This window comes from Alkalibacterium sp. s-m-28, from assembly GCF_054658175.1.
On record NZ_BAAGIQ010000494.1, the window covers coordinates 1 to 249 of the forward strand.

The 249-nt window shown below is 40.2% G+C and carries 1 pseudogene; it reads left to right on the top strand.

Features of this window, described 5'->3' with window-relative positions:
• Positions 1-249, top strand: a pseudogene (locus ACYQ4S_RS13025) (IS4 family transposase); the annotation flags it as partial.

Below are 249 nucleotides of genomic sequence, written 5' to 3' on the forward strand. Positions count from 1 at the left end.
TACGGCATTTGGATCAACAGTTGGTCAACCCAAACTTAAAAAAAGTGATTGATATTGAGTCCATTAGCTATTCTCAATTATCCCGTGCCCTGCGAAAGATGGAACCCTCTGTATTGATGGATATTTTCACGCAATTACTTTCACTGGTTCATGAAAAAACAGTGGTGCAATCAAACGAAAGAGTGTTTCTAATTGATTCGTCCACTTTTTCACTGAATAAAACACGGTATCCCTGGGGCACGTTTCGCC